The sequence below is a fragment of the Janthinobacterium sp. EB271-G4-3-2 genome, from assembly GCF_020858035.1.
Taxonomy (GTDB): Bacteria; Pseudomonadota; Gammaproteobacteria; order Burkholderiales; family Burkholderiaceae_D; genus Janthinobacterium; species Janthinobacterium aestuarii.
The window spans coordinates 48,972-62,542 of sequence record NZ_JACYMG010000015.1 but is presented as its reverse complement, the minus strand read 5'-3'; the positions used below and the strand labels follow the sequence as shown (position 1 = coordinate 62,542).

General features: G+C 62.8%; 9 protein-coding genes. 5 read left to right on the top strand and 4 right to left on the bottom strand.

The window, feature by feature from the left end; genetic code table 11:
• Window positions 1-70: 70 nt before the first annotated feature.
• Entirely contained in the window at window positions 71-1,174 is a 1,104-nt protein-coding gene (gene dprA, locus IGS55_RS24830) for a DNA-processing protein DprA (protein WP_230518351.1), read from the bottom strand.
• 307 nt (window positions 1,175-1,481) lie between these two features.
• Here dprA and def point away from each other — a divergent pair, with 307 nt between their 5' ends.
• From def to IGS55_RS24815, 3 genes are all read left to right on the top strand, one after another.
• Window positions 1,482-2,024 (top strand): peptide deformylase, encoded by a 543-nt coding sequence (def, locus tag IGS55_RS24825; protein ID WP_034749294.1) that lies wholly within the window; start codon window positions 1,482-1,484, stop codon window positions 2,022-2,024.
• A 96-nt stretch (window positions 2,025-2,120) separates the two neighbouring features.
• Window positions 2,121-3,077 carry a methionyl-tRNA formyltransferase gene (fmt, locus tag IGS55_RS24820; RefSeq protein ID WP_230518352.1) on the top strand — a complete coding sequence of 319 codons (957 nt, stop codon included), beginning with the start codon at window positions 2,121-2,123 and terminating at the stop codon, window positions 3,075-3,077.
• Window positions 3,078-3,107: 30 nt separating this feature from the next.
• Window positions 3,108-4,010, top strand: a complete 903-nt coding sequence (locus tag IGS55_RS24815; protein ID WP_230518353.1) for a LysR family transcriptional regulator — start codon at window positions 3,108-3,110, stop codon at window positions 4,008-4,010.
• Here IGS55_RS24815 and IGS55_RS24810 read toward each other — a convergent pair whose 3' ends face one another.
• Both IGS55_RS24810 and IGS55_RS24805 read right to left on the bottom strand, forming a co-directional pair.
• Entirely contained in the window at window positions 4,011-4,418 is a 408-nt protein-coding gene (locus IGS55_RS24810; protein WP_230518354.1) for a tautomerase family protein, read from the bottom strand. It abuts the gene before it with no gap.
• Window positions 4,419-4,577: 159 nt separating this feature from the next.
• Entirely contained in the window at window positions 4,578-7,055 is a 2,478-nt protein-coding gene (locus IGS55_RS24805; RefSeq protein WP_230518355.1) for an IPT/TIG domain-containing protein, read from the bottom strand.
• Between the two features lie 651 nt (window positions 7,056-7,706).
• Between IGS55_RS24805 and metH the strand changes: the two genes are divergently transcribed.
• Window positions 7,707-11,501 carry a methionine synthase gene (metH, locus tag IGS55_RS24800; RefSeq protein ID WP_230518356.1) on the top strand — a complete coding sequence of 1,265 codons (3,795 nt, stop codon included), beginning with the start codon at window positions 7,707-7,709 and terminating at the stop codon, window positions 11,499-11,501.
• 114 nt (window positions 11,502-11,615) lie between these two features.
• Window positions 11,616-11,987 carry an SPW repeat protein gene (locus IGS55_RS24795; RefSeq protein ID WP_230518357.1) on the top strand — a complete coding sequence of 124 codons (372 nt, stop codon included), beginning with the start codon at window positions 11,616-11,618 and terminating at the stop codon, window positions 11,985-11,987.
• A gap of 170 nt (window positions 11,988-12,157) precedes the next feature.
• On the opposite strand, the gene IGS55_RS24790 is transcribed toward IGS55_RS24795, so the two are convergent.
• Window positions 12,158-13,438, bottom strand: coding sequence for an EAL and HDOD domain-containing protein (locus IGS55_RS24790; RefSeq protein WP_230518358.1), 1,281 nt, complete (start codon window positions 13,436-13,438; stop codon window positions 12,158-12,160).
• Between the last annotated feature and the right edge of the window lie 133 nt (window positions 13,439-13,571).

The window sequence follows — 13,571 nt, the reverse complement described above, 5'->3', positions numbered from 1 at the left end:
GCTAAGACACAAGGGTGCGCACAGACAAAGCGCGCCCGTGCGGCAAGCCCGCCACACAAGTGACAAGCTGTCATTTGCAGCGTTGAAACAGTCCTCCCGGCAGGCGTTCGACCCGGCCCGCCAGCTCCAGCGCCAGCAATTCGCCCATCAGCGCGCCCATGGCCAGGCCGCTGCGCGCGGCCAGGGTATCGGCATCGAGGGGATCGTGGCCCAGCGCGGCCAGCAGCGGCGGCTCGTCTTCCGGCGCTGGCCGCGCGCTGGGGATGCCGCCCAGCCACTGCAGCTCTTGCAGCACGTCATCGGCCGACTCGACCAGCTTGGCGCCCTGCTTGATCAGCGCATGGCAGCCCTTGGCCAGGGTTGCATGGATGGAACCGGGCAAGGCATACACGTCGCGCCCCTGCTCGCCGGCCAGGCGCGCCGTGATCAATGAGCCCGACTGGGCCGCCGCTTCGATCACCAGCACGCCGCGCGCCAGGCCGCTGATCAGGCGGTTGCGGCGCGGAAAGTTACCGGGCATGGCCGGCAGCCCCAGCGCGTATTCGCTGACGATGCAGCCCTGTTCGGCAATTCTTTGAGCCAGATCAAGGTTGCGTCGTGGATACACCAGATCGGCGCCCGTGCCGATCACGGCGACGGTGGCGCCTTCGCCGCGCAAGCCACCCTCGTGCGCGTGCGTGTCGATACCCAGCGCCAGCCCGGAAATGATGGTCAAGCCTGCCATACTGAGGGCTTGCGCGAAGGCGGCCGCATTCTGCATGCCTTGCGCGCTGGCATTGCGGCTGCCGATGATGGCCACGCCGGGACGCGACAGCAGTTCCGCCCGTCCCCGCACATACAACAAGAGCGGCGGATCGGCGATTTCCAGCAGCGGCGGCGGATACGCGGCGTCGGCCAGGGTCAGCACGGCATTGCCGGGCCGCTCCAGCCACTGCAGGGTCAGCGCGAGCTGGCTGTTGGCCACCGGCTTGGGCGGCTGCACGATGGCGCGCGCCACGCTGGCCGGCACCACCTCGCGCAAGGCCTCGAACGGTGTGGCAAAGATTTGCGGCGGCAGGCCGAAGCGGGCCAGCAAGGCACGCGCCGCCACCGGCCCCACGCCGGGCAGGTGCTGCAGGCGCAGCCAGCCCGCCAGTTCCGTGGCCGTGTCCGCCGCCGTTGCAATTGCATGCATGACAACCTCGTTGTGTACTGTGCCATCCCATGCTAGCGCCATGGCACGGACGCGATACCGACGCGCGCAACAATGCGTGCAATGGCCGTGCAAAACGGCCCGTCATTCACAGGGAAATGGGTGTCTGTGATAAAATTTCCCTTTGCAGCAAACTAATCGACGCACTGGCAAACGCATCTGCCGCGCCGCTGCGCCATACGCGCCCAACCGTAGCGTACTCAAAAATAAAATAGCCGTGCCATCGTCCGCATGGCCCAGGCATGAATAATCCGGCGCACCGGCGCCCACCTTAACCAGTCGAATCCGTATGTCCATATTAAATATCCTGCGTTACCCCGATCCTCGCCTGCACACGATCGCCAAGCCCGTCACCGAATTTGACGCGCGCCTGCAAACCCTGATCGACGACATGGCAGAAACCATGTACGACGCGCCTGGCGTCGGCCTGGCCGCGTCGCAAGTGGACGAACACATCCAAATGATGGTGATCGACACCACCGAAGAGAAAAACCAGCTGCAAGTCTTCATCAACCCGGAAATCACTTGGGCCAGCGAAGAAAAGCAGGTCTACGACGAAGGCTGCCTGTCCGTGCCTGGCGTCTACGATGGCGTCGAGCGCCCGGCCCGCATCAAGGTGCGCGCCCTGGACCGCCACGGCAAGCAGTACGAGCTGGAAGCCGATGGCTTGCTGGCCGTCTGCATCCAGCATGAGATGGATCACTTGCTGGGCAAGGTATTCGTCGAATACCTGTCGCCGCTCAAGCGCAACCGCATCAAGACCAAGATGATCAAGGAAATCCGTGGTCTCGAGCGCGAAGCGAGCTTGCGTGCGCAGAACCGCCGTTTCTAAGCCACAGCTGATAGACTAAGCAGCAACTGTAGTCGTCTTACCACGCCAGCCTGGCGCCTTCGGCGCGGGCCTGCGCACCTCACGTCAAGGAACCATATGAAAGTGATCTTCGCAGGCACGCCTGAATTCGCCGCCACGGCCCTGAAAGACTTGCATGAAGCGGGCTTTGAGATTCCGCTGGTGCTGACCCAGCCTGACCGCCCTGCCGGACGCGGCATGCAACTGCACGCCTCGGCCGTCAAGCAGTATGCGCAGCAGCACGGCATCGAGGTGCTGCAACCGTTGTCCCTGCGCATGGACAGCATGGACCCGCAACGCGCCGCCGAAGCGAAAGCGGCCCACGAGCGCCTGCTGGCTACCGACTACGACGTGATGGTGGTGGCGGCCTACGGCTTGATCTTGCCGCGCAGCACCCTCGACATCAAACCCTGCATCAATATCCACGGTTCCCTGCTGCCGCGCTGGCGCGGTGCCGCACCGATCCACCGCGCCATCGAAGCGGGTGACGATGAAACGGGCGTGACCATCATGCAGATGGAAGAAGGCCTCGATACGGGTCCCATGCTGGCTATCGAGCGCACGCCCATCGAAGCGGGCGACTCCACCGCCACCTTGCACGACAAGCTGGCCACCCTCGGCGGCAAGATGATCGTCGAAACCCTGCGCAAGATGCAGCAGCAGCCGCTCGAAGCCGTGCCGCAGCCGGAAGCGGGCGTCACCTACGCGGCAAAGATCGCCAAGGAAGAAGCGGCGCTCGATTTCAGCCTGCCGGCGCTGGAACTGGGCCTGAAAATCCGCGCCTTCAATCCGTTTCCCGGCGCCTGCGGCCAGGTCGATGGCGTCACCATCAAGATCTGGGCCGCCGAGGTAATCGAAGCGGACAGCAAGGAAGCGCCAGGCCAGGTACTGGCGGCCGATGCCCAGCACGGCATCGTCGTGGCCTGCGGCAATGGTTCCTTGCGTCTGACCGAACTACAGAAACCGGGCGGCAAGCGCCTGCCCGCGGCCGAGTTCATCAAGGGCTTCCCCCTCGAAGGCAAACGCTTCGTTTAATTACGCAATCGATACCGGCGGCACGCGCCCATGGACCAGCTGACCGCCCTGCGCGCCCTGCGCCGCGTCGTGGAGCTGGGCAGCTTCACGGCCGCCGGCGCCGCGCTGGGCATATCCCACTCCATCGTCTCGCGCCAGGTGCGCCAGCTGGAAAGCCAGCTGGGCGCCCAGTTGCTCAACCGCACGACGCGCCGCTTCGCCCTGACGGCCGCCGGCCAGGAATACTACCTGGCCAGCCGCGACATCCTTGACGCCCTCGATGCGGCCGACCGCGCCGTCGCCATGCATCAGGCACAGCCGTCCGGCAGCCTGCGCATCAATGCGCCGATGGCTTTCGGCACCCTGGAACTGGCTACCTGGCTGCCCGATTTCAGCCGCCAGTACCCGCACATCCACATCGACCTGGTCTGCAATGACCGCATCGTCGACCTGATCGACGATGGCTTCGATGTGGCGCTGCGCCTGGCGCGCGGCTTGCCCGACTCCACCCTGGTGGCGCGCCAGCTGGCCAGCAGCCGCACAGTGGCCGTCGCCTCGCCCGCCTACCTGGCCCGCCATGGCCATCCGGCCACGCCGCAAGACCTGGCCCAGCACAATTGCCTGATGTATACCGCCGGCGAGAAGCCGGCGGAATGGTCGTTCACCGATGGTGACGGCGCCACACACAAGGTGGCCGTACGCGGCAGCCTGCAAGCCAATACGAGCGTGGCCTTGCGCGAAGCGGCCGTGGGCGGCATGGGGATTGCCGGCGCCGCCGGCTTCATCGTGCGCGACGCGCTGCGCAGCGGCCAGCTGGTGGAAGTCTTGCCCGGCTACACCTTGCGCCCACGCACCTTGTACGCGCTGTATCCGCACAGCCGCCAGCTGTCGCCCAAGGTCAGGGTCTTCGTCGATTTTGCCGTGCAACACTATCAAAATCGCCGCTGGGATTGATCAGGCCGGCTGCAGCGCCTTGCGCACGGCGCGGAACTGCTGCGTCAAGCCGCCGTAGCCCCAGGCCGCCTGGCGCGCGTCGTGCACGTGGATGTAGCTGACCTCATGCAAGGCGCCGAGATGCTCGTGCATGGCGGCGAACACGGCGGCGATATACGCGGCCTTTTCCGCCGCCGTATTCGTTTCATCGCTGATCAGGATATCGAGGAAAAAGCTGGCCTTGCCCTGCGCCTGCAACGAGGGCCCGCCGACAAACCAGTGCGCCGCGTCAAGATGGCTGATCGCCACCGACGTCAGCTCGGGCGCCTTGTGCAGCAGTTGCGCCGTCAATTGGCTCAGGGTGGCGGCGATGGCGGCCGACTGGCGCGCATCGGGTGGCGTGGATAAACGCAGATTCAGGATGGGCATGGGATGCTCCGCAAGTGGATGAAGCCCCATTCTAGGCAGGCGGGAGATAAAACGGCAGCCCTCGCCAGGCACAGGATCTGTGCAGTTTATGCACCAATGCCTGCGCGCATAAAAAAAGGGCTTGCCGCGGCAAGCCCCTGTAGCATCCAGCGTTGCCGCTTAGCGGCGCTGCACCTTCATCAGGCGCGCGCCCACGGACGACGACAGGCTGACCTCGAAGCGGCCACCGGCCGGCAAGGCGCTGACGTCGACGCTGGCTTTGCCACCCGTCAAGTCACTGGCGACCACCGTCTTGCGGCCATCGGCGGCCACGTGCAGCACGGCGGCGTACGGTTCCGCCTCGGCATTCCATGCCAGCGCCAGCTTGCCGCCGCTTTGTACCGCATCGAACGTGGCATCGTTGGCAGCGGCCTTGCTGCGGCGCGCCGGGCGCTCCAGCTTGGCCAAAGCCTTGCCATTTGCCAACACTTGCACATCGCTGATGTCGCCCGGATTGGCGAAGCTGACGCGGAAATGGCTCATGGCGTTGCCGCCATGGTCGGCCAGGGAGACGCCATCGAAGGGCAAGTCGATAGTCTGTCCCAACGCCGTCAACACGCGCAAGGTATAAGCATGGCCGCTGCCGCTGGCCGCTGCGCCCACACGCGTGGACGAGGCAACGGCTGGGCGCAAGGCCACGCCGTTTGGCGTAATGCGGCCGGAAATCGTCAGATAGCCATTCTCGGCCACGGACATGCTGGCGGCCAGCACATTGCTGCCCGTAACCTGCGTGCTGCGTTTCTCCAGGAATTGCTGCACGCGCACATAGCTGTAGTCGGAAAACCAGGCGCCGCTGCAATAGCTCATCACGTCTTTCATCGGCGTGCTGCCATAGACTGCCTTGCTCAACTGGCCAATGCTGCCCGCATAGCTGCTGTTGTACAACGGTTGCGGGCCCAGGTCGCCATTCGCATACGGGTAGTCGGTGGCCGCGTTGGCTGGACCGCCGCAGGCAACGTGCTGCAGCGAGTGGTTGTGGCCCAGCTCATGCACAAGCGTGGTCAGCCATTCAGGCCAGCTATTGCCGAATGGATCGACGGAGGCAATGCTGTTGAACTTGGCATCCAGGCCGATGGCCGACGTGAAGTCGTTGCTGCTGCCAGCGACGTTGATGTAGGCAAGGCCGGCGGCACGCGTGGAGGACATTCTCGGCACAAAACCATAATAATAAGCACCGCGGTCTTCCAGCGCGCGCTGGTTTTCCAGCTTGCCCAGAGTATCGCTCCACCAGCTGTCGGCCGTGCTGCTGCCAGGCATGCTCAGCGCCGCGCGCGTGGTGATGCTGATATTTTCCGCCGCATACGGATACACGCGCAGCAGCGCGGCACGGATCACCTCGGCGTCAGGCAGTTGCGCCACGCCATCATCGGTGCTCAAGGGCACGAGCACCAGGCGGATCCTGGCCAGGCTGGCCACCACGGGCGCCGCTTCCTGGCTCACTTGCACGCCGTCATTGCCCACGGCCGTCACGCGCACGCGCACGCCGGGCAAGATCCAGCCGGAAGGCAGGACGGCACTGAAATTGCCGTTGAAACTGTAGTCGCTTTTCGACGTCGGCAAGACCGACGGGCCGCTCATGGTGATACTGCCCAGGTTGCTGCCATTGGCGGCCGTCGCATTCAAGGTCACGGCCGGGCTGGCCTGACCTGTTTGCGTGGCCAGCACGGACACGCGCACGGCGGCCGGCTTGCCGCGCGTCAGGCGCAAGGCTGCATTGCTGGAATTCAGATTCAGTACCTGCGCGAAATCAATGCTGCCCAGGGTAAAGGCCGACACCGTGCCCGCATTCACGGCGATGCGCGAAGCGGCCGACAGCATCACGCTGCCCGTTGCCGACGCTGGCGCGGACAACACCAGCTGGCTGGCACTGGCGCTGACGATGACGGCTGGCGTACCGCCCACCGTGGCCGAGCTGACCTGGTCGAGATTGCTGCCCTGCAGCGTCACCGACAAGGTCGCGCCGTTGACGGCCGACGCGATCGACGTCACTGCCACGTTTGCCAAGACCGTATACGTGTCGCTGCTGGCCACATCGTTGTAGGGACCGCGCACGGTCAGCGCACCTGTCGCCGCGCCCGTTGGCACCACCACCGTCACGCTGCCGGCCGTCTGGCTTTGCGGCGTTGCCGCCGCGCCATTGCCGAACTGCACCGCCGTCACGGCGCCCATGCCGCCGCCCGCGATCGTCACGCTGGAGCCGACGCCGCCCGTTGCAGGCGCGACACTGCTCACGCTCAGCGGCAGGTACACGTTCACGTTATAGCTGGTGGTCGCCGTACCGCTGGCGCTGACCAGGCTCAAGGCGCCCGTAACAGGCACGCCCGGCATGGCCAGGGTCACGCTGGTGTCGCTGCTGGCGCTGGCGGCAATCTTCACGCCGCCCACCTGGAACGCCGTCACGCGGCTCAGATTCGTGCCCGTCACCACCAGGCTGCCGCCCACGGCGACATTCGCCGCCGAGACAGCCGTCACGGCAGGAATCACGGCGGGATTGCCCGACGTGGTCGCCACCACCGTGTCACCACCGCCACCGCCGCCACCGCCGCAAGCGGACAGGCCCAGCACGACAAACAATGCTACAAACAGATGGTTTTTCATGGCTGGCAACCATGTTGATGCAGCGCGATGCCGGGGAGGACACGGGAGAAATGTGACATATTGGTGACTTTTGGTGAGAATGTGATTTCGAAGAACCCATATTATGGGTTAATTCGATTCCCAAAGACAACTATTAATGCTTTTGATTCAATTGGTTTTGATAATAGTTAAAGTATCTACTTGGAAAGCTTTATTCTAGGAATTATTAGCGTCGCTCTGTATTGCCTTAAATCAAGATTATTTTCCTTGGCAGCTATTGCCATTCAACTCATTAAAAAGATTCTGAGATGGCGCAAATAATGTGGAAATTTTTCCACAGCCTAGAGCACCGTATCTTCCTGCCAATTTTGATGCAAAAATTAACGTTTTGAGCAAGATTTTCAGGAATGTAATTTTCAGAAGCAGGCTTGGCGCAAGCTGATGTGTTGCAATGTGTTGCAACCAGGCCTGCCGTGGGGTGAACGGCCGCTTTTGCTTAAAACCAAAGCAGCCTGATGCCGTATAATTTTAGACCCGGTGAAATCAGGCGATTGCCACCTTCTGCCTGCCCTACCCGGCCGGCACACTCCGTCAGCTGATCCTGCTGACCCGCAACCGCCTCGTACAGTCCTGTCGCCGCGCCGCCGCCCGTTTGCCTATTGAAAGCATGAAATGAACGATACCGTGATCCCCGCCATGTCCCCGACCGAAGCCACCTTGCGCGCCATTCTGGCGCAGCGGATCATGATCCTCGACGGCGCCATGGGCACGATCATCCAGCAGTACAAGCTCGACGAGGAAGCGTACCGTGGCGGTCCCGCCGGCCGCTTCATCGATTTCGCCGCGCCGGCCGACAGTGGCGCGCGCGAACTGTTCGTCAAGGGCAACAATGAACTGCTGACCCTGACGCAGCCGCACATCATTCAGGAAATCCACGAGCGCTACCTGGCGGCCGGCGCCGACCTGATCGAAACGAATACCTTTGGCGCCACGACGATCGCGCAAGACGATTACCACATGGCCCACCTGGCCTATGAAATGAACGTGCAGGCGGCCAAGCTGGCGCGCGCCGCCTGCGACAAGTATTCCACGCCGGACAAGCCGCGCTTTGTCGCCGGCGCCCTCGGGCCCACGCCAAAGACGGCGTCGATCTCGCCCGACGTGAACGACCCGGCCGCGCGCAACGTCACCTTCGATCAACTGGTGGCCGCCTACCTGCAGCAGACGCAGGGTCTGGTCGAAGGCGGCGCCGACGTGCTGCTGGTGGAAACCATTTTCGACACCTTGAACTGCAAGGCGGCCCTGTTCGCCATCGACCTGTTCTACGAGCAAAACCCGACCGTCGTGCGCCTGCCTTTGATGATTTCGGGCACCGTCACGGACGCCTCGGGACGCATCCTGTCGGGCCAGACCGTGCCCGCCTTCTGGAATTCCGTACGCCATGCGAAACCGCTGACCATCGGCCTGAACTGCGCGCTGGGCGCCGCTCTGATGCGCCCGTACGCGGAAGAGCTGGCCAAGATCGCCGACACCTTCGTGTGCATCTACCCGAACGCGGGCTTGCCCAACCCCATGAGCGACACGGGCTTCGACGAGTTGCCAGCCGACACATCGGCCCTGCTGCGCGAATTTGCCGACGCGGGCTTCTTGAACATGGCGGGCGGCTGCTGCGGCACCACGCCCGAGCACATCGCCGCCATCGGCGAGTTGCTGTCGAAAAACACGCCGCGCGCCGTGCCGGCCCCGTCGCACGACTTGCGCCTTGCCGGCCTGGAACCGTTCGTCGTCAATGACGAGTCGCTGTTCGTCAACGTGGGCGAGCGCACCAACGTCACGGGCTCGAAGGCGTTCGCGCGCATGATCCTGAACGAGCAATACGACGAAGCCTTGTCCGTGGCGCGCCAGCAGGTGGAAAACGGCGCGCAGGTGATCGACATCAACATGGACGAAGCGATGCTCGATTCGCTGGCCGCCATGACGCGCTTTTTGAACCTGATCGCCTCGGAACCCGATATTTCGCGCGTGCCCATCATGGTCGACTCGTCGAAATGGTCGGTCATCGAGGCGGGCCTGAAATGCGTGCAGGGCAAGGCCATCGTCAACTCGATTTCCATGAAAGAAGGCGAAGAGGAATTCCTGCGCCAGGCCAAGCTGTGCCGCCGCTACGGCGCCGCCGTCATCGTCATGGCCTTCGATGAGAAGGGCCAAGCCGATACCTTCGAGCGCAAGATCGAAATTTGCGCGCGCGCCTACCACCTGCTGATCGATGCGCTGGACTTCCCGCCGGAAGACATCATTTTCGATCCGAACATCTTTGCCGTCGCCACCGGCATCGAAGAGCACAACAACTACGCCGTCGACTTCATCAACGCCACGCGCTGGATCAAGGAAAACTTGCCGTACGCGAAGATCTCGGGCGGCGTATCGAACGTGTCCTTCAGTTTCCGCGGCAACGATCCAGCCCGCGAAGCCATCCATACCGTCTTCCTGTACCACGCGATCAAGGCGGGCATGACCATGGGCATCGTCAACGCCGGCATGGTGGGCGTGTACGACAACCTGGACCCGGAACTGCGCGAGCGCGTGGAAGACGTGGTGCTGAACCGCCGCGAAGATTCGACCGAACGCATGATCGAGTTTGCCGGCACCCTGAAGGCAGGCGGCAAGGCCGAGGCGCAAACCCTGGCGTGGCGCGAAGGCACGGTGCAGGAGCGCCTGTCGCACGCGCTGGTGCACGGCATCACGCAATTCATCGTGGAAGACACGGAAGAAGCGCGCCAGGAACTGCTGCACAATGGCGGGCGCCCCATCCACGTGATCGAGGGACCCTTGATGGCCGGCATGGACGTGGTCGGCGACCTGTTTGGCCAAGGCAAGATGTTCCTGCCGCAAGTGGTGAAATCGGCACGCGTGATGAAACAGGCCGTGGCCCATTTGATCCCGTTTATCGAGGAAGAAAAGCTGCTGGAAGAAAAACGCACGGGCATCGTCGCCAAGCCGAAGGGCAAGATCATCATGGCGACCGTGAAAGGCGACGTGCATGACATCGGCAAGAACATCGTCACCGTCGTTCTGCAGTGCAATAACTTCGAAGTGGTGAACATGGGCGTGATGGTGCCGTGCTCGGAAATCCTCGCCCGCGCCAAGGTGGAAAACGCGGACATCATTGGTCTCTCGGGCCTGATCACGCCGTCGCTGGAAGAAATGGCGTATGTCGCCAAGGAAATGCAGCGCGACGAACATTTCCGCATGCTCAAGATTCCCCTGCTGATCGGCGGCGCCACCACCAGCCGCGCCCACACGGCCGTGAAAATCGCGCACAACTACGAAGGCCCCGTGATCTACGTGCCGGACGCCTCGCGTTCCGTGTCCGTGGCGCAATCGCTGTTGACGCCCGAGCAGCGCGACAAATACGTGGAAGACATCGAACTCGACTACGCACGCATCCGCGAACAGCACGCCAACAAGAAGGCCCTGCCCATCCTGCCGCTGGCGCAAGCGCGCGCCAACCGGATGGTCGTGCCCTTCGACGGCGCCTGCACGCCCGTGAAACCGAAGTTCATCGGCCGCCGTGTGTTCAAGAACGTCGACCTGGCCACCCTGGCCAATTACATCGACTGGGGGCCGTTCTTCCAGACCTGGGACCTGGCCGGCCCCTTCCCCGCCATTTTGACCGATGAAGTGGTGGGCGACGCGGCCACCAAGGTGTACGCGGAAGGCCAGGCCTTGCTGAAAAAACTCATCGACGGGCGCTGGCTGACGGCCAATGGCGTCGTGTCCCTGCTGCCAGCGAACAGCGTCAATGACGACGATATCGAGGTGTACACGGACGATACGCGCAGTACCGTGGCATTTACGTACTACGGCATGCGCCAGCAGGGCGTCAAGCCCGTGGTCGACGGCGTGCAGCGTCCGAACCAGTGCCTGGCCGACTTCGTTGCGCCGAAGGCATCGGGCGTGAAGGATTACATCGGCATGTTTGCCGTGACGTCCGGCTTGGGCATCGAGAAATACGAAAAGCGCTTCGAGGATGCGCACGACGATTACTCGTCCATCATGTTGAAATCGCTGGCGGACCGCCTGGCCGAGGCGTTTGCCGAATACCTGCACGAGCGCGTGCGCAAGGATTTGTGGGGCTATGTGCCGGACGAGCATCTGGGCAACGACGACATGATCGCCGAGAAATATGTCGGCATCCGCCCGGCGCCCGGCTACCCGGCCTGCCCCGAGCATACGGTCAAGAAACAGATGTTCGAGGTCATGCAGGCCGAGGAAATCGGCATGCAGCTGACGGAATCGTATGCCATGTTCCCCGGCGCAGCCGTGTCCGGCTTCTATTTCGCTCATCCGGAGTCGAAATACTTCGTCGTCGGCAAGATCGGCATGGACCAGGTGGAAGACATGGCCAAGCGCCGTGGCGCCAATATCGAGGACGTGGAACGCTGGCTGGCGCCCAATCTGTCATAATATAGGCACAAGGCGCGCGGAACTTTCCGCGCGCCGCAGCGCACTAACGCAGTATGCCGGCCGGCATGCTGCATGCCCGCTCCGGCCCGTTCCCTGACTGGCTAAGGAGGATATATGGCAACCAACTTCAAACTGAAACGCTGGCAGGATCAAGTGATCCTGTTGCTGGGCCTATGGCTGATCGTCTCGCCCTGGGCCTTTTCCTATCCCGAAGGCTCGCCGCAGATGATCAACGCCTTTGTCTCGGGCCTGGTGATCGCCGCGCTGGCCGCATTCGACCTGTACAAGACCTATTTCTGGGCCGTCGTCGTCAACCTGCTCGTCGGCGTCTGGGTCGCCGCCTCACCGTGGATCCTGCGGCTGGTCGATCAGCCCGTCGTCATGTGGAACGAGCTGCTCGTCGGTATCGCCGTCGTCGTGCTGGCCCTGTGGGAACTGCGCACCGACCCCGAGCTGCACAAGCACTGGCCTGGTGCTGCCGCGTAGCGGCGTAAAAAAGCCCTGCTACGGCGACGCCGTGCAGGGCTTTTATGAACAACATAGCAGTCGCGTAGGTCGGATTAGCGCTTGCGCGTAATCCGACACCAGCACAGTCATCGCCAACACCGTTGTCGGATTACGGCCCTTTGGGCCTCGGCGGCCCCACCTAATCCGACCTACAGTGCGTAGCGGACGACGTTATCGCTCCATTCATAGGCGGCCATTTCCAGCTCCACCAGGTCGTCCGGCGACATGGCCAGGTCACGCAGGGTCGGTACGATCTCGCCTTCCATGTCTTCGATGCGCTCGATGCATTCGGCAAGGCGCAGCAAGTCGCCGTAGAAGCCTTCGCGCGACAGCAGCGCTTCGGCCACTTCGTCGATCACTTCGATCTGGCTGAGAATTTCCGACATCGGCACGCCGAACAGGGTATCCATCAGGGACATGATGCCGACCGTAAAGGCGATATCGGCCGAGTGGGCGTGGTTCGGGCGCAGCTTATGCGCGAGCAATTCGAGCAAACGGCCGCGCGTGGTGGCCAGCATCAGCAGCGGCGTCATACTATGGCCGCGCTTGCTTGGCTCCGCGTACAGCATGATTTGCAGCCAGCGCTGCAGCTGGCGGCGCCCCAGCACGGTCACGGCCTGGCTCAGCGAATCGATACGCTGGCGCGCGCCCACGGCCGGTGTATTGACCAGGCGCAGCAGGTTCAGGGCCAGGGACACGTCGCGCTTGATGGCGCGCTCGATATCCATGTTGTCGGCGTCCGACGTCACCAGGGTCATCAATTCCATGACGGCCAGTTGCGAAGGCGACAGCTTCTTGCCCGTCATGATGGCGGGCTTGGCAAAGTAATAACCCTGGAAGTAATCGAAGCCCAGATCCAGGCCCGACTTGAATTCTTCGCGCGTCTCGACCTTTTCCGCCACCAGTTTCTTGTTTTCCTGCTTGAAACGGGGCGCCAGCGCTGCCAGCACTTTCGGGTCGACCGTGCTCATGTCCATCTTGACGTATTGCACCAGCGGCAGCAGTTCCTGCACTTGCGCCGTATCGGAGACGACGTTTTCCAGCGCGAAGGTGAAGCCATGGCCCACCAGTTCGCTGATGCGCGCGCGCACTTCCGGCGTGACGGGCATCGATTCGACGATTTCCAGCACCACTTTTTCACGCGGCAGGAAGACGAAGATGTCGCTCATGATCACGTCGGCATCGACGTTGACGAAACCGAGCCCATCGCCGATGACCTTTTCCATGCCCAGCTGGGAAGCGTGGGCGATGACGGACGCCGTGGCGGACAGGTCGCTGGTAATATTGGCGGGGCCGACCGGAGCGTTGCGGAATAGCAACTCATAGCCGAACAGGGCCTGGTTGCGGTCGAGGATAGGTTGTCGACCCAGATAGAACTCGCGCACGCGCAAGGGTTTCGGGGTGATGTCGTTGCTGGAAATATCGATCATTAACTCTTCATCAATCACGTCGAGTGACACCGGCCGCGCCGCGCCCGCATCAAGGTTCACTATTGACAATACTTTAGCTGAATTCCGCCCGCGCTGTGGGTATTTTGGCAGCAATCCAGTTTATTGTCGTCAA

Coding starts and splice junctions, on each gene's coding strand:
- IGS55_RS24815 (WP_230518353.1), top strand. CDS start 3,108: ATGGACCAGCTGACCGCCCTGCGCGCCCTGCGCCGCGTCGTGGAGCTG.
- metH (WP_230518356.1), top strand. CDS start 7,707: ATGAACGATACCGTGATCCCCGCCATGTCCCCGACCGAAGCCACCTTG.
- IGS55_RS24795 (WP_230518357.1), top strand. CDS start 11,616: ATGGCAACCAACTTCAAACTGAAACGCTGGCAGGATCAAGTGATCCTG.
- IGS55_RS24810 (WP_230518354.1), bottom strand. CDS start 4,418: ATGCCCATCCTGAATCTGCGTTTATCCACGCCACCCGATGCGCGCCAG.
- dprA (WP_230518351.1), bottom strand. CDS start 1,174: ATGCATGCAATTGCAACGGCGGCGGACACGGCCACGGAACTGGCGGGC.
- IGS55_RS24790 (WP_230518358.1), bottom strand. CDS start 13,438: ATGATCGATATTTCCAGCAACGACATCACCCCGAAACCCTTGCGCGTG.
- fmt (WP_230518352.1), top strand. CDS start 2,121: ATGAAAGTGATCTTCGCAGGCACGCCTGAATTCGCCGCCACGGCCCTG.
- def (WP_034749294.1), top strand. CDS start 1,482: ATGTCCATATTAAATATCCTGCGTTACCCCGATCCTCGCCTGCACACG.
- IGS55_RS24805 (WP_230518355.1), bottom strand. CDS start 7,055: ATGAAAAACCATCTGTTTGTAGCATTGTTTGTCGTGCTGGGCCTGTCC.